16 protein-coding genes are annotated in these 16737 nt (G+C 63.9%); 9 read left to right on the top strand and 7 right to left on the bottom strand.

Annotated elements, in window-relative coordinates; translation table 11 throughout:
* The first annotated feature begins 41 nt into the window (after nucleotides 1-41).
* The 3 genes from AC6RV7_RS07485 to AC6RV7_RS07475 are packed head-to-tail and all read left to right on the top strand — an operon-like array spanning nucleotide 42 to nucleotide 2373.
* Nucleotides 42-1022, top strand: a complete 981-nt coding sequence (locus AC6RV7_RS07485; RefSeq protein ID WP_500093294.1) for a COX15/CtaA family protein — start codon at nucleotides 42-44, stop codon at nucleotides 1020-1022.
* Nucleotides 1019-1906, top strand: a complete 888-nt coding sequence (gene cyoE / locus AC6RV7_RS07480; RefSeq protein ID WP_500093293.1) for a heme o synthase — start codon at nucleotides 1019-1021, stop codon at nucleotides 1904-1906. The genes AC6RV7_RS07485 and cyoE overlap by 4 nt, the downstream gene beginning before the upstream one ends.
* The gene (locus tag AC6RV7_RS07475; protein WP_500093292.1) at nucleotides 1903-2373 is read left to right on the top strand and encodes a DUF420 domain-containing protein; all 471 of its coding nucleotides are present in this window, start codon (nucleotides 1903-1905) and stop codon (nucleotides 2371-2373) included. The genes cyoE and AC6RV7_RS07475 overlap by 4 nt, the downstream gene beginning before the upstream one ends.
* A 61-nt stretch (nucleotides 2374-2434) precedes the next feature.
* Here the strand turns inward: AC6RV7_RS07475 and AC6RV7_RS07470 are convergent, their stop codons facing one another.
* The gene (locus AC6RV7_RS07470; RefSeq protein ID WP_500093291.1) at nucleotides 2435-2938 is read right to left on the bottom strand and encodes a plastocyanin/azurin family copper-binding protein; all 504 of its coding nucleotides are present in this window, start codon (nucleotides 2936-2938) and stop codon (nucleotides 2435-2437) included.
* 219 nt (nucleotides 2939-3157) lie between these two features.
* On the opposite strand from AC6RV7_RS07470, the gene coxB reads away from it, so the two are divergent.
* From coxB to AC6RV7_RS07445, 5 genes are all read left to right on the top strand, one after another.
* On the top strand, nucleotides 3158-4426 hold the full coding sequence (gene coxB / locus AC6RV7_RS07465; RefSeq protein ID WP_500093290.1) for a cytochrome c oxidase subunit II: 1269 nt from the start codon (nucleotides 3158-3160) through the stop codon (nucleotides 4424-4426).
* A 31-nt stretch (nucleotides 4427-4457) separates the two neighbouring features.
* The gene (gene ctaD / locus AC6RV7_RS07460) at nucleotides 4458-6416 is read left to right on the top strand and encodes a cytochrome c oxidase subunit I (RefSeq protein WP_500093289.1); all 1959 of its coding nucleotides are present in this window, start codon (nucleotides 4458-4460) and stop codon (nucleotides 6414-6416) included.
* Nucleotides 6417-6471: 55 nt separating this feature from the next.
* Nucleotides 6472-7092 carry a cytochrome c oxidase subunit 3 gene (locus tag AC6RV7_RS07455; protein ID WP_500093288.1) on the top strand — a complete coding sequence of 207 codons (621 nt, stop codon included), beginning with the start codon at nucleotides 6472-6474 and terminating at the stop codon, nucleotides 7090-7092.
* A gap of 128 nt (nucleotides 7093-7220) precedes the next feature.
* A complete protein-coding gene (locus AC6RV7_RS07450; protein ID WP_500093287.1) occupies nucleotides 7221-7613 on the top strand; it encodes a cytochrome C oxidase subunit IV family protein in 393 nt (130 codons plus the stop codon).
* Nucleotides 7614-7777: 164 nt separating this feature from the next.
* A complete protein-coding gene (locus AC6RV7_RS07445; protein ID WP_500093286.1) occupies nucleotides 7778-8575 on the top strand; it encodes a cytochrome c oxidase assembly protein in 798 nt (265 codons plus the stop codon).
* A 52-nt stretch (nucleotides 8576-8627) separates the two neighbouring features.
* Here AC6RV7_RS07445 and cysK read toward each other — a convergent pair whose 3' ends face one another.
* The gene (cysK, locus tag AC6RV7_RS07440) at nucleotides 8628-9608 is read right to left on the bottom strand and encodes a cysteine synthase A (RefSeq protein ID WP_500093285.1); all 981 of its coding nucleotides are present in this window, start codon (nucleotides 9606-9608) and stop codon (nucleotides 8628-8630) included.
* 157 nt (nucleotides 9609-9765) lie between these two features.
* Between cysK and AC6RV7_RS07435 the strand changes: the two genes are divergently transcribed.
* Entirely contained in the window at nucleotides 9766-11562 is a 1797-nt protein-coding gene (locus AC6RV7_RS07435) for an SLC13 family permease (RefSeq protein WP_500093284.1), read from the top strand.
* Here AC6RV7_RS07435 and AC6RV7_RS07430 read toward each other — a convergent pair.
* The 5 genes from AC6RV7_RS07430 to AC6RV7_RS07410 form a co-directional block, all read right to left on the bottom strand.
* Nucleotides 11537-12985: an FAD/NAD(P)-binding protein gene (locus AC6RV7_RS07430; RefSeq protein ID WP_500093283.1), complete on the bottom strand. Its 1449-nt coding sequence runs from the start codon at nucleotides 12983-12985 to the stop codon at nucleotides 11537-11539. The two genes, AC6RV7_RS07435 and AC6RV7_RS07430, sit on opposite strands and share 26 nt — an antisense overlap.
* Nucleotides 12986-13093: 108 nt before the next feature.
* Complete coding sequence (locus AC6RV7_RS07425; RefSeq protein WP_500093282.1) at nucleotides 13094-14146, bottom strand: sulfate/molybdate ABC transporter ATP-binding protein; 1053 nt, start codon at nucleotides 14144-14146, stop codon at nucleotides 13094-13096.
* A gap of 20 nt (nucleotides 14147-14166) precedes the next feature.
* On the bottom strand, nucleotides 14167-15048 hold the full coding sequence (gene cysW, locus AC6RV7_RS07420; RefSeq protein ID WP_500093281.1) for a sulfate ABC transporter permease subunit CysW: 882 nt from the start codon (nucleotides 15046-15048) through the stop codon (nucleotides 14167-14169).
* A gap of 25 nt (nucleotides 15049-15073) precedes the next feature.
* A complete protein-coding gene (gene cysT / locus AC6RV7_RS07415; RefSeq protein WP_500093280.1) occupies nucleotides 15074-15904 on the bottom strand; it encodes a sulfate ABC transporter permease subunit CysT in 831 nt (276 codons plus the stop codon).
* Nucleotides 15904-16719, bottom strand: a complete 816-nt coding sequence (locus AC6RV7_RS07410) for a M14 family zinc carboxypeptidase (protein ID WP_500093279.1) — start codon at nucleotides 16717-16719, stop codon at nucleotides 15904-15906. Before AC6RV7_RS07410 ends, cysT begins: the two co-directional genes overlap by 1 nt.
* Nucleotides 16720-16737: the final 18 nt, after the last annotated feature.

Here is a 16737-nt window from a genome sequence, read left to right as displayed (position 1 = left end):
GACGAAGATAAGCCCTCTTCTGCTGGCAGGCTCCCCTTCTCATGGCCCCCGCCAACTCACTTCAACGCACGCCGGCCTACAAGCCCGCGCTCGCCTGGTTCGCCGCGTTCGGCAGCATCTGGGTGTTTCTGCTGGTGTTGCTCGGCGCGTTCACCACGAGCATCGGCGCCGGCATGGTGTTTCCCGATTGGCCGCTATCGAACGGTTCGCTCAATCCCGAAGGCTGGCTGCAGGACCTCGCGATGTTCGCGGAACACTCGCATCGCTTGAGCGCGGCGGTGATGAGCGCGGTGACGATCGGTCTCGCAGTGTGGCTGCATCGCACCGAGTCGCGCGCGTGGCTGCGCAAGCTCGCGTGGTTCGCCGTCGCGCTGGTCCTGGTGCAGGCGCTCGTCGGCGGGCTGCGGGTTCTGCTCGATCACTTGCATGTGGAGATGGTCGACACGAGCGTCGGCCGGCTTTTCGCGATGCTGCACGCGTGTCTCGCCCAGCTGTTCGTGTGCACGCTTTTTGCGGTGGCGATTTCCTGCTCGCGCGGCTGGCTGACGCGCAGCGTGCCGGTGCGCTGCGAGGTGCGCCGGGCGGGCACGATTTGTTGCGCGCTGCTGTTCCTGCAACTCGCGATCGCCGCAGTGATGCGGCATAGCTTTGCCGGGCTGGCAATCCCCACGTTTCCGCATTCGACGCCGGACGGCGGTTGGTTGCCGGAGGTTTGGAATTTCCGCGTCGGGATCCACTTTGCGCACCGCGTCATGGCCGTGATTCTCACCGCCGCGCTGGTCTGGTTTGCGGTGAAGATCCGGACCGACCGCGCGGCCTCCATCGGCATGCGGCTCGGGGCGTCGACGATCGTGAGCCTGATCGCCGTGCAAATCCTGCTCGGCGCCCAGATCATCTGGACCACGCGTTCGCCGGGCGTGACGACCGCGCACGTGGTGGTGGGAGCGTTGACGCTGGCGACGACGTTTTGGCTGACGTGGCTGGCGCATCGTGATTTGATCGCAGGAAAATCCGCCGCATGACCGACGAGTCCGCGCCGCGCGCCCGTTTTTCCGATTACGTCGAGCTCACCAAGCCGAGGCTGAGCCTGCTGTCGGTGCTCACCGCGCTCGTCGGCTATCTCGCCGCGAAGCCACCGATCGACGGCGTGAAACTTTTTCTGCTCGTGCTCGGCACGTCGCTCGCGGCGGCTGGCGTGGCGGCGTTGAACCAATGGATGGAGCACGACACGGATGCGCGGATGAAGCGCACCGCGACGCGTCCGATTCCGGCCGGCAAGGTGCCGACCGGCTCGGCGTTTGTGCTCGGGGTGCTGATGTGCATCGCGTCGCTTTTTCTGCTGTTTGCGAAGGTCGACCGTTTCGCGGCGCTGTTCACGCTGCTGACCATATTCTCCTACCTTGGCTGGTATACGCCGGCGAAACGGTTTTCGCGCTGGAGCACCGAGATCGGAGCGATCGCGGGCGCGTTTCCTCCGCTCATCGGGTGGTCGGCCGGCGAAGGCAAAGTCACCGCGCTCGGCTGGATCCTCTTTGGGATTCTGGCGTTCTGGCAGATCCCTCACTTCATGGCCATCGCGTGGACGTATCGCCGCGATTACTCGGCGGTGGATTTCCCCATGCTACCCGTGCGCGACGAAAGCGGCGGCAAGGTCGCGGTCTGGTCGCTGATCAACACGATCCTGCTGGTGGCGCTGAGCGTGCTGCCGCAAATCCTCGGCCTGACCACGTGGGTTTACACGGCGGTGGCAGCGCTGTGCGGCGCCTGGTTCCTGTGGCGGGCGATCGTGTTTCTGCGGCCGGACGGACGCGACCACGCGGCGCGGAAGCTTTTCCTCTGCTCGATCGCCTACCTGCCCTTGGTGCTTTGCGCGCTCGTCGCGGATCGGCTGATTTTTGTGCCATGAGCATTCAAGATATCCCGGCGCTGAACGCGCTGCTGAACGGGCTGGCCACGGTGTTGATCGTCCTGGGTTTCGTCCAGATCAAGGCGGCCCAACGTGCGCACGACACCGCCGTGCGTTCGCACCGGATCCAAACCCATCGGCGGCTGATGCTCGCGGCGGGTTTTGTGTCGGCGGTGTTTCTCGTCGGCTATGTCACGCACAAGGTTCTCGTCCGCGGCGTGCACACGCCGTTTGGCGGGGAGGGAGCGATCCGCACGGTTTATTACGTGATGCTCCTCACACACATCGTGCTCGCGATCGCGATCGCGTTTCTCGTGCCGAAAACCTTCCTGCTCGCGCTCAGCGGTCAATTCGAGCGACACCGCGCGTGGGCGAAGTGGACGTATCCCATCTGGCTTTATGTGAGCGTGACCGGCGTGCTGGTTTACCTGTTCCTCTATCGCTGGTGGCCCGCCGGCGGCCATTGAGGCAATAAAAAGGCCGGGCGCGAAGGCCCGGCCGATAACGCAAACGTCAGGTCTCAGCCGTTTACTTGACGGTGAGCACGCCCTTCATGCCGACTTGGTAGTGGGCCGGGAAGGAACAAAGGAACGGATAATCGCCCGGCTCCGTCGGGGCCTTGAAGGTGATTTCGTCGGACTTGCGGGGGCCGATCAGAGCGGTGTGGGCGATGATCTCACCCTGCAGCGCCGCCGGGATGTAGTCGCTGGCCTTGGCCGTCGCGGCCGCGGTCGAGAAGGCCGCGGTATCGGACCCCTTCTTCAAAAGCACCCAGTTGTGCCCCATGACTTCCTTCGGCTGGGAGCCGACGTTGACGAGGACGATCTTCAGCTCCTCGCCCGCCTTGGCCTCGATCGAGGTCACGCTGAACTTCATGTTGTCGCCGGCCGTGATTTCGATCGTGCGCGGGCCGGCCGTTTGGGCCGCCGGAGCCGAAGCCGAAGCCGAGGCTCCGGACGAAGTGTCGCTTTTACCGCAGCCAAAAGCCGCAAGTGCCGCAAAGATAGTGACGAAGAGGGAACGGATTTTCATAACCGCGCGCAAAGTCGGGCACGCCTTGGAGAAATGCAAACCCGAAGCCCCAGAATCAGATGTGCGTCTCGCTAATATCCGGTGTTAGCCGGACAAAATATGCGCAGCGTTTGCCCAACGAGGACAAAAAATGCGGAATATGGCTTGAAATGCCCTGCCCATCCCGGAGTGTTTCGGGCGGTATTGTCGCGACAGTTCCGTCCCTTTCCGACTGCACACATGCGTTTGTTTTCCCTCCCTCCCCGCTCGGCGCGCCGAGCCAGCTTCGGCCTTGCCGGTCGTTTCGCTCTCGTGGTGAGCGCGCTGAGCCTGCTCAGCGGCTGCGACTTCAATTTCTGGCGGATGGATGGCCCCCAATCGACCATCGACGTCGCCGGGCCGGTCGCCCACTCCCAGCTGCAGGTGTTCTACACCACCGTCTGGGTGACCCTGACGATTTTTGTCCTCGTCGCGGCGGTGCTCACGTATGCGACATTTAAGTTTCGCGCCCGCAGCGACGCCGACGAACACGCCGAACCGCCGGAGCAGAGCCACGGCAACCCGCTCGTGGAGCTCGGTCTCATCGGCGCCTCGGTCCTGGCGCTGGTGATCATCGCGGTCCCCACCCTGCGCGGCATCTGGTTCACCTATGACGTTCCGGAAGCGGAAAAAGAAAACGCCTACCACGTCACCGCCCAGGGATACCAGTGGTGGTTTCGCTTCGAATATAACAACGAACAGATCGAAAACGTCGGCCAGCTGACCACGAGCAACGAGCTCGTCATTCCCGCCGGCCGTCCGGTGCGGATCGATCTCCGCGGCATGGACGTGATCCACAGCTTCTGGGTCCCGCGTCTCGCCGGCAAGGTGGACATGATCCCGAACCGCGCGAACCACCTGTGGCTGAAAGCGGATGAGCCCGGTTATTTCTGGGGTCAGTGCGCGGAATATTGCGGCGATTCGCACGCGGTGATGCGCTTCCGCGTGATCGCGCTTGCACCGCGCGAGTTCAACGAATGGCTGGAACAGCAGACCTCCGCCGCCCGCGCCGTGCAGGCCGTGGCTGGGGCCGAACAAACCAAGGCCCAGTTCGCCTCCTATCGCACCGACTGGAAGCGCAACGAAGCCGGCTATGATCCCAATTTCGACCTGAACCCGCTCGAAAACTGGAAACAGAAGCAGTTCCCCGAGAAAAACGAAAATCCGGCATTGGTGGCCAAAGGACGGGAGCTCTTCCAAGCGAAGACCTGCTTCTCCTGCCACGTCGTCCGCGGTCACTTCGTCGGCGGCAGCGCTGCCTACCCCGACCTGACTCATTTCGGTTCCCGCACCACTGTCGGCGCCGGCCTGCTGGAGAACAATTCCGAGCAGCTCGCCCGCTGGCTGCGGCATCCAAACGAGGTGAAGCCGGGCAACAAGATGTGGACCGAAGGTTATCAGAAAAACAACATCCACCTCACCGAGGACGACATCGGCGCGCTCGTCGCCTACCTCGAGAGCCTGAAGTAAAATTTCCCGCACCGCCGAACCCTTTCCCGCCATGGACGCCACGGTTAAGACTCATTTGATCGCCCAGGAGCCCAAAGCTCCCGCCAAGCCGCTCGTGCTTTGGCGACCCACCGCCACGACCGGCCTGATCAGCTGGCTGACCACGGTCGATCACAAACGCATCGGATTCCTCTACGGCGTCTTCGCGCTCTTCTTCTTCCTGGTGGGCGGCGTCGAGGCGCTGTTGATCCGGGCGCAGCTGATGTTCCCGAACAACAACGTGCTGACCGCGCAGCAGTACAACACGATGTTCACGATGCACGGCACGACGATGATCTTTCTCGCCGTCATGCCGCTGAGCTCGGCGTTCTTCAATTTCATCATGCCGCTGCAGATCGGCGCGCGCGACGTCGCCTTCCCGCGGCTGAATGCATTCTCTCTCTGGACCTTCGTCGCCGGCGCGATCGTGATCAACATCGGCTGGTTCCACCCGGGCGGCGCGCCCGATGGCGGTTGGTTCGGCTACGCTCCGCTTACGAGCAAGCAGTTCATCCCGCGGCACTCGATCGATTTCTGGGTCATGGGCCTGCAGCTGCTCGGTGTCGCCTCGATCGCCGCCGCGCTGAACTTCATCGTCACCATCATCAACATGCGCGCTCCCGGCATGACGATGATGCGCCTGCCGGTGTTCACGTGGATGACGCTCATCACGTCCTTCCTGATCATCCTCTCCTTCCCCGCCATCACCATCGCGCTGGTCGAGTTGATGATGGACCGCCAGTTCGGCACGAACTTCTTCGAAGTTTCCAACGGCGGCATGCCGATCCTCTGGCAGCATCTTTTCTGGGTCTTCGGCCATCCTGAGGTCTACATCCTGATTCTGCCGGCGATGGGTATCGTTTCGGAAATCCTGCCGACGTTCTCGCGCAAGCCGCTCTTCGGTTATCCGATCGTCGTCTTCTCCGGCGCCTGCATCGGCTTCCTCGGTTTCGCCGTCTGGAGCCATCACATGTTCACCACTGGCATGGGCACCGTTGCCACCGCGGCCTTCGCGCTCGCGACCATGGCCATCGCGGTGCCGACCGGCGTCAAGATTTTCAACTGGATCGGCACGCTCTGGGGCGGTCACCTGCGGATGCGCACTCCGATGATGTTCGCGCTCGGTTTCGTGTGGATGTTCATGATCGGCGGTTTCTCGGGCGTCATGCACGCCGCGGCGCCGGCCGACTCGCAGCAGCAGGACAGCTATTTCGTCATCGCCCACTTCCACTATGTGCTGATCGGCGGCTCGCTCTTCGCGCTGCTCGCCGGCATCCATTACTGGTTCCCGCTGATGTTCGGCCGCAAGGTCAGCGAGTTCTGGGGCAAGCTCTCGTTCTGGGTCATCTTCATCGGCTTCAACGTGACGTTCTTCCCGATGCACTTCCTCGGTCTGAACGGCATGCCGCGCCGCACGTTCACCTACGACGGCAACATGGGCTGGAACACCCCCAACTTCATCGCCTCCATCGGCGCCTTCACCCTCGGCATCGGCATCGCGATCTACTTCGCGGTGATGATCTACACCTACTTCAAGGGTGAGAAAGTCGGCCGCGATCCTTGGGACGGTCGCACGCTCGAGTGGTCGATTTCGAGTCCGCCGCCGGCTTACAACTTCGCCGTCACGCCTACCGTCCACGCCCGCGATGCCTTCTGGTACGAGAAGCATCACAAGGAGGAGATCGCGAAGGAAAACGCCGAACACGCCAAGGCCGAGCGCGAGCACGGCGGCATTCACATGCCGCATCAGTCGATTTATCCGTTCATCGCCAGCGTCGGCATGCTGATCGGCGCGCTCGCCTCGTCGGCTCTCGATTCCAACGCCGGCCAGCACAAGCTCGCGTTCGCGATCACGGGCGGCGTCATCATGCTGGTCGGTATTTTCCTCTGGTCGCTCGAAGGCGCCGACGGCTACCACCTCCACCTCGACAAGGATGGCAAGATCGTCGAGGACCCGCACGCGAAGCACTGAGCGCGCATCCGGTCTCCGTCATCGCAATCCCGACCTTCGCAATCGATTTCCGCCCATGAGCAGTCCCGCCGTTTCCGGCCCCATTGACCATCACCAGGACGTCACGACGTCCACCGGCATTCCGAACAAGAAGCTCCTGATGTGGGCGTTTCTGGCGTCGGACTGCATGTTCTTCGGGACCCTGATCTCCACGCACCTCGTCTACCGCCTGTATCCGCCGGCGGGAAATCCCAACCCGACCGAAATCTTTGACATCGCGCTCACCTCGTTCTCGACGTTCATCCTGCTGATGTCGTCGCTGATGATGGCGCTGGCCGTGAACGCGATTCAGAAGGGCAATCTCCGGAGCATGCGTTTCTCGCTGCTCACGACGGCCTTCTTCGGCGCCATCTTCCTCGGCTGCCAGGTTTACGAATTCTGGCACTTCGTCGTCGAAAAGAAGATGACGATCACCAACAGCATCCTCGGCACGACGTTCTTCACCCTCACCGGCACCCACGGATTGCACGTGTTGATCGGCGTGGTCTGGCTGATGTCGATGTACTTTTACTCCTTCAGCGGCCGCGTCGGTCGCAAGGAGGCCATCGATGTCGAGACCATGGGTCTTTACTGGCACTTCGTCGATATCGTCTGGATCGTGATCTTCACGGCCGTCTACCTGCTCGAATACCTCTAAAGGACATGGCGAAGGTTGAAGGGAAAGTAGCGGCACCCGCTCGGTAATCTCGACGCTCCGCTTTTTCTTCCCGCCACCCTCGCGCGTTCACTGTCACTCTCACTTCACTGTCACTCTCCCCTCACTCCATGAGCGCTCCCAATCCCCATGTCGCCCTTGCCACCGAACCGCGCGAACACGCCGGCGAGAGCAAGTTCTGGGCTTACGTCCAGATCGCGATGCTCCTCGCCGTCATCACCGGCGTCGAGATCGTCGCGATCGGCCTGCCGTTCGCGAAATGGCTGCTCGTCTCCGCCCTCGTCGTCCTTTCGGTCGTGAAGTTCCTGTTCGTTATTTTCTACTTCATGCACCTGCGGTGGGACAAAGCCTTCTGCACAATCCTTTTTTTCATCGGTCTGGTGCTCGCCAGCGGAACGATGTGGGCGCTGCTCCACCTCTTCAAAGTCGACAACAGCAAACCGCTCACCTCGGTTGAGCTGTCGTCGCTCGTCGTCGCGTCCGACGCGGCACGCACCGCCTGACGGGGGCGATTCACGTTTCACTTGTCGCGGCGGCCTTTTCGGCCGCCGTTTTTTTTGCTTCCCGCCATATCATCCGTCCTGGCGGCACATGAAACGGCGCTACTTCGCGCCACGCGGAACCGAAGTTCGTTGCTCCGCCAAATCCCGCGCTAAAAACTTCGCGTATGATCGAATGGTCCCACTGGCATAACGAACCCTATCTGGTGGGCGGGCTCGTGCTCCTCGGCTGGCTCTGGGCCATCCTGGCGGGTCCGCTGCGGCCGCGGCTGGCGCCAGGCACGCCGTTCCCGCGCGCGCACGCGTGGAAGTTCTACTCCGCGCTCGTGATCTTCTATTTGGCGGTGGGCTCGCCGCTCGACCAGATCGGAGAACGCTTCCTCTTCAGCGCGCACATGCTGCAACACCAGTTGCTCATGTATCCGGCCGCGATTCTCTTTCTGCTCGGGCTCCCGAGCTGGATGATCGATCCGGTGCTGGCGCCCCCCGGGCGGAGATTGATTTTCCGCGTGCTCACCCACCCCATCTCCTGCGGGCTTATCTACACCGTCGTCACCTCGGTGTGGCACATGCCTTATTTCTACGATTGGGCGCTGCGCGACAAACTCGTCCACGTCTTGGAGCACGTGATGTTCTTCACCGCCTCCCTCTTCTACTGGTGGCCGATGCTCAGTCCGTCGCGCGTCCTGCCCCCGATCGGATATGGCGTGCAGATGCTTTATTTTTTCGGGGTGCTGGTCGGCATGACCCCGCTGTTCGCCTACATCACCTTTTCGCAGGACATTCTGTATCCAACCTATGAATTCGCGCCGCGCGTCATCGCCGACTTTTCGCCGGCGGACGATCAACTCCTCGCCGGTGTCAGCATGAAGCTGGTCGGCATGTTCGTCGCCCTTGGCGCCGTGGCCGTGAGTTTCTACCGCTGGTATCAGGCCGGCCAGCAGCCGAAGCCGTTCCGGGCGTAAAAAAAAAGCGCCGGCGGGAAGCCGGCGCGAGCAAGACGAACTTTCGCGGCGATCAGGCGCTCGCGGGGAGGAGATCGTCGATCGAATCGCTCTCCGCGTTGACGTCCGCAAACAGCCAGGTCGAAAGATAACGCTCCGTGCCGGACGGGATGATCACGACGATCTGCTTGCCCTTGTTTTCAGGCCGCTTGGCCAGCTGCAGCGCCGCCCAGACCGCCGCACCCGAGGAGATGCCGACCGGAATGCCGTCCTGCTGCGTGACCTGCTTGGAGATGGGACCCGAGTCGACTTCCTTCACACGGATCACCTCGTCGTAGACATTCGTGTTCAGCACGGCCGGCACGAAACCGGCGCCAAGGCCCTGCAATTTGTGCGGGCCCGGCGTGCCGCCGGACAACACCGGAGACGCGTCCGGCTCGACCGCGACGATCTTGAGCGACGGCTTGCGGGGCTTCAGCACTTCGCCGACGCCGGTGATCGTCCCACCGGTGCCGATGCCCGAGACGATGATGTCCACCTTACCGTCCGTATCGCGCCAGATTTCCTCCGCCGTCGTCTGACGGTGAATCGCGGGATTCGCCGGATTCGCGAATTGCTGCAGGATGACGCTGTTCGGGATTTTGGCGGCGAGCTCCTCGGCCTTCGCGATCGCGCCCTTCATGCCCTTGGCGCCTTCCGTCAACACCAGCCGCGCACCCAGGATCTTGAGCAGCTTCTTGCGCTCGACACTCATCGTCTCCGGCATCGTGAGGATCAGCTTCAATCCCTTGGCCGCGGCAACGAACGCCAGCGCGATGCCGGTATTCCCGGACGTCGGCTCGATGAGGACGGTGTCCTTCGTGATCTTCCCCGACTTCACTCCGTCGTCGATCATGGAGAAGCCGATGCGGTCCTTGACGCTGGAGAGCGGATTGAAGAACTCGAGCTTGAGCAGGATCTCCGCCTGCGCGCCGTGCGCCGCCGCCGTGCGGTTGAGGCGCACGAGGGGGGTGTTGCCGATCGTTTCGGTGATGTCGTTATGGATTTTGGCCATGATCGTGGTTTGGGTTGTTGAGAAGAAATTCAGCGCAATCGACGCGCGAATGCCGTCCCAAATTGTGGCATAAACCGTCGCTGGCAAACCGTCAGATAAGACGCGCTCGCGGGATTTTCCTCTCGGCGAATCCGTCCAGCGCACTTTGCTAAGACGGATGACTTGGCAGATCGCCTCCGTCTTTATCCTGCTGGGCCTGGCGCTCGTAAATTTCGTCCGGGAAAAATTCACGCCCGACGTGATCGCGCTCGCGTTGTTCGTCGTGCTCATCGCGACGGGCCTGCTCCCGAGCGACAAGGCCTTCTCCGTTTTCTCCAATCACGCGCCGATCACCATCGCCGCCATGTTCGTGCTGAGCGCCGCCCTCGTGAAATGCGGCGCGATCGACCGGTTCGTCCACCTGATCGAATATGCGGCTGGCTGGTCCTACGTGGTCGTCGTCCTTCTCCTCGTGGCTCTCGTCGCGACGATCTCGGCTTTTGTGAACAACACCCCCGTCGTCGTGGTTTTCCTTCCGGTGGTGCTCAATCTTGCCCGCCGGATGAAGCTCTCGCCTTCGAAGCTCCTCATCCCGCTCTCCTACGCCGCGGTCCTGGGAGGCACCTGCACCCTCATCGGCACCAGCACCAACCTGATCGTCAACAGCATCTCGACCGCCCGGGGCCAGCCGCCGATGTCGATGTTCGAACTCGCCTGGCTCGGCGTGCCCACCGCGCTCATCGGCGCGATCTATCTCGCGTTGATGGGGCGGCGCCTGCTGCCCGACCGGCAAATGCTCACGTCGATCCTCTCCGTCGAGGAACGCCGGGAATACATCACCGAAGCGTTCGTGCAGCCCGACTCCAAGGTCCTCGGCAAATCCTTCGCGGAAGCCGGCCTCGTCACCGCCCGCGGCATTCGTGTCCTGGAGCTCGTGCGCGACGGGGTCGGCATCTCGCTCGATCCCGCGCGGCTCCGCCTGCAGGCCGGCGATCGCCTGATTCTCGCCTGCCGCCCCAAGGGCATCGTCCACACCCGCGGCATCGCCGGGGTCGACCTCACTTCCGAACTTCACATCGGCCTCGAACAAATCGCCGCTTACGAGGGCTCGCTGGTCGAGGGCGTTGTCACCCCGACGTCGGACATCGTCGGCGCCACCCTGCGGGAGATCAACTTCCGCCAGCGCTTCCGGATGGTCGTTCTCGCCATCCACCGACACGGCCGCAACCTCCGCGAGAAGCTCGAGACCACCACGCTCCAGGCCGGCGACGTGCTGCTCATGATGGGAACCGATCCGGCGATCCAGACGCTTCGCGCGGGCGACGACATCATCCTTTTCGACCAGCCGCCGCTCCCCGCCCGCGCTCGCAACAAGAGGCTCCCGATCGCCCTCGCCGTCGCCGCGGGGATTGTGATCACGGCCTCGTTCAACTGGGTGCCCATCGAGTTCGGCGCGCTCGCCGGCAGCGTCATCCTTTGCCTCACCGGCTGCATCAAGCCGAAGGACGCCTACGACGCGATCGAATGGAACATCCTGTTCCTCATCTTCGGCATGCTCGCGATGGGGCTCGCCATGGAGCATACCGGCGCCGCCGCCTACGTCGCACAAAAGATCGTCGGGCTCGTGCACCACATCGCCCCCTATCAGCACAAGGCCATGGTGATGCTCGCCTGCATCTATCTCATCACCGCGCTGTTCACCGAAATCCTCTCCAACAACGCCGTCGCCGCGCTCATGGCTCCGATCGCGATCGGCGTGGCCACCGAGCTGGGCGTCGATGCACGTCCCTTTGTCATTGCGGTGATGTTCGCCGCCTCGGCCGCGTTCTCCACGCCCATCGGGTATCAGACCAACACCTACGTCTACGGCATCGGCGGTTACCGCTTCGGCGATTTTCTGCGCATCGGGATTCCGATGAACATCCTCTGTTTCATCGTCGCGATGGTGGTCATTCCCAAGGTCTGGCCGTTGTAGGCGCACTCGCGGCGGCCGCCGGCAGGGCAGCGAGCAGCCGGCCGGCCAGTGCTTCCGCCTGCTCGCGAATCTCACGCACCGCGGTCGTTTCCCACCGCACGCCTTTCAACGGCGCTCCCAACGTGAAAAGCCAGCCGACTTCGGGTCCGCGATAGCGCAACACCTCGCCCGTCGGACGCGCGTTGATGCCCAGCGCCAACGGATCGTGGTCGATCAATCCGCGCGCGAGCAGGTGGATGAAAAGCGGATGCTGGTATTTCGAATAATCCGTCCGCGGCCCGGTGCAGTTGATCACTTTCGCGACCCGCAGCGCGACGTGCTGGTTCGTTCCACGCCGGCGAAACACGACGCCGACCGCATCCGGCTCCGCCTCCAGCGTCTGCAGGCGCCCCGCATGATACTGCAGCCGGCCTTCTGCTTCGAGCTGCTGCAACACCCCCGCGAGCTCCGGCGCGATCCGGTGCCGGTGGCCTTCCCAAACCGGCGCCACATACCGCAGGAACCGGCTGCGCTCCTCCTCGGAGAATCCCTGCCAGATCGCCTGCGCGTGCGGTCTCACGCTGTCGACCACCGCCCGCCAGTCGATCCCCCGCGCCGCCGCCGTCCGCACTTCCCGCCGCACGCGTCCGAGCAGTTCGCGCGCCGTCACCGGCAGCGCCGGCCGCTCGATGAAGGATGGATACGGCCCCGCCTCCCGATGGACCTGCGGGCGCATCCCTCGCCTTGAGAGCGCGTGAATGACCCCGCGATGCCCGCGACGGTCGAGCTCCACGATCAGATCGGCCGCCGTGAGTCCCTGCCCGACCAGCAGGACCGGATCGTCCGGACCGATGCCGCCTAATGCATCCGCCCGCCAGGGCACATGCACGTATCGATTGCTCCGATACACCGGCAGCGGACGCGGAATCGGATATGGGCCGGGCAGATTACCCAACGCGAGCACGACCTGATCCGCCTCGATCCGCCGGCCGTCCTGCAGCAGCAGGACGCCACCGCCGCCGGTCCGTTCTTCAATGTCGATGACCTCGCCTTCGACTCGCGCGAAATCCACCGCGGACGCCCGATCCGCCTCCGCTTCGTTCAGCTGCGCCGCCAGGTAGGCGCCATACAGCCGTCGCAGCAAAAAGCCGCGGGGATCGAATTCCTCGGGCACGCCTTCAACCTCGCGGTGCTCCCGCAACCACCGGACAAAATGGTCCGGTTCCGCCGGCCAGAGTCCCATGCGGTCCGCGGGCACGTTCAGCAAATGGTCCGGCGACTTCGTCCCGTAGGCCACGCCGCCGCCAAACGGCGGACGACGCTCGATCAGCACGATCCGCAGCGCCGTCGTGGCGCGACGCAGGAGATGGATCGCCACCGCGGACCCGCTGAAACCCGCGCCCACGATCGCGACGCTCCGGACGGATGAATTATCTTCGAACATGAATCAAAATTTCAGGGTTGGAGAACGCCTCCGGGACAAGAGGCGCTCGCCTCCACAGCCGGTTCCGTGCCCGCGATTCGAAGTCAACGCCCCGGTTCCGAACCCGCGTCAAATCGCGTAATCCTCGGCAAACGTGTGCGACTGCCGCAGTCGCAGCCGGACCAGGTCGTTCACTTTCAATCCGAGGCGCGTGAGCTCGATGCGCGCGATTTCCACTTCGATGGGCTCGCGACTCTGCACCTGCTCCAGCGTCAACCGCGCCTGCGCGCCCGCGGCGTGGATGTAGCGCAACACCGCGACGACGCCGGTCGCTCCCGGCTCGTCGGGCAGCACTTCGATGTCGTGCGGTCGCACGTAAACCTGCCCGTTCGCCGCGACCGCCGCGCCGCTGGACGCCAGTCCCGCGTCCGCCAGGGTGCGCGCCCGCAGCACGTTCACGTTGCCGAGAAACTCATACACGAACGGCGACGCCGGCCGGTCGTAGACTTCCTGCGGCGAGCCGACCTGTTCGACGCGCGCGTTGTTCATGATCACGACTTCGTCCGCAATCTCGAGCGCCTCCTCCTGATCGTGGGTCACGAAAAGCGTCGTGAGATGGATCTCCTCGTGAAACCTGCGCAGCCAGCGACGCAGTTCCTTGCGCACCTTTGCGTCGAGCGCGCCGAACGGCTCGTCGAGCAGCAACACCTTCGGCTCGACCGCCAGCGCCCGCGCCAGCGCGACGCGCTGCCGCTGGCCGCCTGACAGCTGGCTTGGAAACCGGCGCTCGAGCCCCTCGAGTTGCACCAGCTTGAGCAGCTTGTGCACCCGCTCCGCAATCTCGTGCGAGGACGGCCGGTCGCGACGCCGGCGGACATTCAGGCCGAAGGCGACGTTCTCGAACACGTTCATGTGCCGGAACAGCGCGTAATGTTGGAAAACGAAACCGACCTTCCGCTTGCCCGCCGGCAGGTCCGTCACGTCCTCGCCGTGAAAATGGATGCGGCCCGCGCTCCCATCGGCGTACTCCAGGCCCGCGATGATGCGCAGCAGCGTCGTCTTGCCCGAACCCGAGGGCCCGAGCAGCGCGACGAGCTTGCCGCGCGGCACGGTGAGGTCCACGCCGTCGAGCGCGGTGAAAGCGCCGAATTTCTTCGAGATACTGGAAACTTGGATACTCATCGGAGTTGGAAATTCGAGGTTCAGCGGAGCGCGCGCGCGTGGCGCCACTCGACGAGGCTCTTCAGGACGAGGGTGAGGACGGCGAGAAACGCGAGCAGCGACGCGACCGCGAAGGCGCCCACGAAGTTGTATTCGTTATAAAGGATCTCGACGTGCAGCGGCATCGTGTTCGTTTCGCCGCGGATGTGTCCGCTCACCACGGAGACGGCGCCGAACTCGCCCATGGCGCGGGCATTGCAGAGGATCACGCCGTAGAGCAGGCCCCATTTGATGTTCGGGAGCGTCACCCGCCAGAACGTCTTCCAGCCGCTCGCCCCCAGCGTGATCGCGGCATACTCCTCGTCCGGGCCCTGCGCCTGCATCAGCGGGATCAGCTCGCGTGCCACGAACGGAAACGTGACGAACATCGTCGCCAGCACGATGCCGGGCACGGCGAAGATGATCTTCAGATCGTGCTCCGCCAGCCACGGCCCGAACCAGCCTTGCAGGCCGAACACGAGCACGTAGATCAGGCCCGAAATCACCGGCGAGACGGCGAACGGCAGGTCGATCAGCGTCGTCAGCAGGCTCTTGCCGCGGAACTGGAACTTCGCGATCAGCCACGCCGCCGCCACACCGAACACGACGTTGGCAGGCACCGCGATCGCCGCCGTGAGCAGCGTGAGCTTGATCGCCGCGATCGCATCCGGATCCGCGAACGATTCGAAATACGCCGCCACGCCGCGGCGAAACGCCTCCGCAAACACCGCCGCGAGCGGCAGCACGAGGAAGAAGAGCAGAAAGACCAGCGCCACGCCGGTGAGCAGCCAGCGCACCCAGACCGGATCGTGCGTGGCACGCGGTGGCTGGCTGCGCGGCGCCGCCGGCTCAGCCGCGAGAGAACGAGTGACAACAGAAGCCATGTTGAAAAATGAAGATGCGTCCGGTTCAGAGGCGGTGGACGCGACGGCTCCATTTCTGGAGCAGGTTGATGAGGAGCAGCATGACGAACGACACCATCAGCAGCACCACCGCGATCGCGGTCGCGCCGCGGTAATCGTATTGCTCCAGCTTCGTGATGATCAGCAGCGGCGTAATCTCGGTGCGCATCGGCATGTTGCCCGAGATGAACACCACCGAACCGTATTCGCCAAGCGCCCGCGCAAACGCGAGGGCGAAGCCGGTGAGTAGCGCAGGAAACAACTCCGGCACGATCACGCGCGTGATCGTCTGCCAGCGGTTCGCCCCGAGGCTCGCCGACGCCTCCTCGATCTCCGGTTCGAGCTCCTCGAGCACCGGCTGCAGCGTGCGCACCACGAACGGCAGACCGATGAAGGTGAGCGCCACGAAAACGCCGATCTCGGTAAACGCGATTTTGATTCCGTGCGGCTCCAGCCACTGCCCGACCCAGCCATTGCGCGCATAGATTGCCGTCAGCGCGATGCCCGCCACCGCCGTCGGCAGCGCGAACGGCAGATCGACCAGCGCGTCGACAATCCGCCGGCCCGGAAACGAATAACGCACCAACACCCACGCGATGATCAAACCGAAGAACGCGTTCACCGCCCCGGCCGCCAGCGACGCGCCGAAGCTCAACCGATACGACGCCAGCACGCGCGGCGAGGCGACGGCGTCCACAAACTCCGCCCAGCTCATGCCCGCCGTTTTCACAAACGCGGCCGACAACGGCACGAGCACGATCAGGCCGAGATAAGTCAGCGTGAAACCGAGCGAGAGCCCGAATCCGGGAAGAACGGAGCGTGAGACGCGGTGTGACATCAGAGATCCTGGGCGTAGGCGATGAAGCCGGGATACGTGGCGACGATCGCGTCGAGTGCCGCGACGGTCGCGGCCGTTTGCAGCGACAGCGGCGCGCACGCCGGTGTCTCGAAAATCACGTCGAACGGCTGCGGCCACTGGTCCGGCGGCGCGGAGAGAACGCCCTTGAAACAATCGCGGATCAGACCGGCGCGGGCCGGGAATCCGTCGATCACCGCACGTTCGTCGATCGGCAGAAACGCCCGCGCTGCCGCGAGCGCCGGCGCCAGCAGCGCCTCGTTCAGCGTGCGTCCGTGGGCGTAACCGTAAACGCCTTCGCACGTGTCATCGGCGTGCAGCGTGATGATGCCGTGAAACGCATGCGCGCGCAGCTCGCGTTCCATCGCTTGCACCTCGATTTCCGGCGAAGCGCGCCAGAATTCGCGGTTCAGATCCTGGCCCGAGTGATTGACGCGGGTGCCGCGCTCGTAGCCGACGGGATTGAGCACCGGATAAAGGAAAAGCTCGTAACCCGCGATTCGTGCGGGATCGCGCACGAGCGCGGACGCGAGTTCCACCAGCGCCGCGCAACCCGCGGGTTCGTCGCCGTGGATGCCCGCGAAAAGTCCGAGCCGGATCGGATCGTGCCCTGCGTAGGCTCCCGCGAGCCGGACGCGCTCGACCGCATACCTGCTGCCGTCGTGTGTCAGTGTCGCGACCGCATCGAGGCGCAGCCGGCTGCGCGCGGCCAGCGCCGCGTCCTCGCGGACGAGCGCGCGCAGCGGAGCGAGCAGCGCGGAGGCCTTCGTTAGCGGAGGGTTGGCGAGCGTGGACATGGCAACGACGGGATAAAT

The organism is Opitutus sp. sgz309028, assembly GCF_059821195.1.
This window is presented reverse-complemented; position numbering and strand designations above follow the sequence as displayed.

Bases quoted from the DNA above. Each gene is read 5' to 3' on its own strand.
- AC6RV7_RS07485 (WP_500093294.1), top strand. From the start codon at position 42: ATGGCCCCCGCCAACTCACTTCAACGCACGCCGGCCTACAAGCCCGCG.
- cyoE (WP_500093293.1), top strand. From the start codon at position 1,019: ATGACCGACGAGTCCGCGCCGCGCGCCCGTTTTTCCGATTACGTCGAG.
- AC6RV7_RS07475 (WP_500093292.1), top strand. From the start codon at position 1,903: ATGAGCATTCAAGATATCCCGGCGCTGAACGCGCTGCTGAACGGGCTG.
- AC6RV7_RS07470 (WP_500093291.1), bottom strand. From the start codon at position 2,938: ATGAAAATCCGTTCCCTCTTCGTCACTATCTTTGCGGCACTTGCGGCT.
- coxB (WP_500093290.1), top strand. From the start codon at position 3,158: ATGCGTTTGTTTTCCCTCCCTCCCCGCTCGGCGCGCCGAGCCAGCTTC.
- ctaD (WP_500093289.1), top strand. From the start codon at position 4,458: ATGGACGCCACGGTTAAGACTCATTTGATCGCCCAGGAGCCCAAAGCT.
- AC6RV7_RS07455 (WP_500093288.1), top strand. From the start codon at position 6,472: ATGAGCAGTCCCGCCGTTTCCGGCCCCATTGACCATCACCAGGACGTC.
- AC6RV7_RS07450 (WP_500093287.1), top strand. From the start codon at position 7,221: ATGAGCGCTCCCAATCCCCATGTCGCCCTTGCCACCGAACCGCGCGAA.
- AC6RV7_RS07445 (WP_500093286.1), top strand. From the start codon at position 7,778: ATGATCGAATGGTCCCACTGGCATAACGAACCCTATCTGGTGGGCGGG.
- cysK (WP_500093285.1), bottom strand. From the start codon at position 9,608: ATGGCCAAAATCCATAACGACATCACCGAAACGATCGGCAACACCCCC.
- AC6RV7_RS07435 (WP_500093284.1), top strand. From the start codon at position 9,766: ATGACTTGGCAGATCGCCTCCGTCTTTATCCTGCTGGGCCTGGCGCTC.
- AC6RV7_RS07430 (WP_500093283.1), bottom strand. From the start codon at position 12,985: ATGTTCGAAGATAATTCATCCGTCCGGAGCGTCGCGATCGTGGGCGCG.
- AC6RV7_RS07425 (WP_500093282.1), bottom strand. From the start codon at position 14,146: ATGAGTATCCAAGTTTCCAGTATCTCGAAGAAATTCGGCGCTTTCACC.
- cysW (WP_500093281.1), bottom strand. From the start codon at position 15,048: ATGGCTTCTGTTGTCACTCGTTCTCTCGCGGCTGAGCCGGCGGCGCCG.
- cysT (WP_500093280.1), bottom strand. From the start codon at position 15,904: ATGTCACACCGCGTCTCACGCTCCGTTCTTCCCGGATTCGGGCTCTCG.
- AC6RV7_RS07410 (WP_500093279.1), bottom strand. From the start codon at position 16,719: ATGTCCACGCTCGCCAACCCTCCGCTAACGAAGGCCTCCGCGCTGCTC.